Here is a 1,119-nt window from a genome sequence, read left to right as displayed (position 1 = left end):
CTGTCGGTTGAACTCTTTATCTTTATCACTTAGTGGCTTCCCCTTTGTCGCTTTCCTCATTATCCCATCTTTGAGCCCGTGGCCAGTTAGATGTTCTCTATTGGCCTTGGAGGTGCATCCTTTATCGGCTAATACCATTACTCCTTTTTGAAGGGCTCCTTTCTCTATGAGAGTTGGAAATTCTGTCGTGTCTGAGACATTGGCAGATGTGGTGGTGAGGGTATGCACAAGTCCTTCTCCGTCTGTCAAGACATGTTTCTTGTACCCATATCTAAACTTCTTACATTTTACCACCCATCGGGCTTCCGTATCCACACTTGGTTTCGCACTACCCACTTTTACTTGATAGCTCCGTTCTTCTTTAGCTTCTTCGCTTCTGGTGTCCTCTCTATCCTCGGCGACTTCTATTTTGACAGAACCTCGGGTGCATATGGGCTATCAACTATGCTTGCATCAACCAATGCTCCCGTCTCAATCTTCATAATCCCATGGCGTTGCAGCTGCTTATTGAGTAGGCTCAAAAGTTTATCCCACAAGTCTTTCTCCACAATCGCATTGCGAAAACGGCAAATGGTGCTGTGATCGGGGGAGACGTGTTCCATATCAATGTCAAGAAATTTTCCAAAGCTGATGGAGTCGTTAATACGCTCTTCAACGGCTCGGTCACTCAAATTATACCACGTCTCCAGAAGCAGGATCTTAAACATTAGGACTCCATCATACGTAGGTTCGCCTTTCGCTTCAGCTCTCTTAATTAGCTTTTTATTTATGAGAGTTTGAAATGGTTTCCAATCAATGAGTTTGTCAATTTGCTCTAGAAACTCATTGCGTGCTCTAGAACTTCTCAATCCGGTAAACACCTCGGTAAATGAGGGCGCATTGTTGCTCGTTTGCTTGAATCCCATAATTATTATATCTATTAAGTAACACTCTATTTCTCCTCTTAATTATACACTAAATGTGCTAATAATCAATGACATACTCAATAATTTGAGCCGGTTTTTCGTGCAACAGTCTCTAGTGATGAAAGATACGCAAAAGAAGAGTAATGGATTTAGATATGTCTATGCTAAAAAAGGTAAGGAAGGATACTGTCCCTAAAAAGTGTGTAAGCCCCAA

Annotated in this window: 1 pseudogene; it reads right to left on the bottom strand. The window is 42.1% G+C overall.

Annotated features, from left to right (window positions below):
* A pseudogene (locus QVO39_RS09165) lies at window positions 1-905 on the bottom strand (IS5 family transposase); the annotation flags it as partial.
* Window positions 906-1,119: the final 214 nt, after the last annotated feature.

Source organism: Porphyromonas sp. CAG:1061 (assembly GCF_000435035.1).
In the GTDB taxonomy this organism is placed as follows: domain Bacteria; phylum Bacteroidota; class Bacteroidia; order Bacteroidales; family Porphyromonadaceae; genus Porphyromonas_A; species Porphyromonas_A somerae.
Note: the sequence above shows the minus strand (reverse complement) of the source record. Positions and strands in the feature narration are given on the sequence as shown.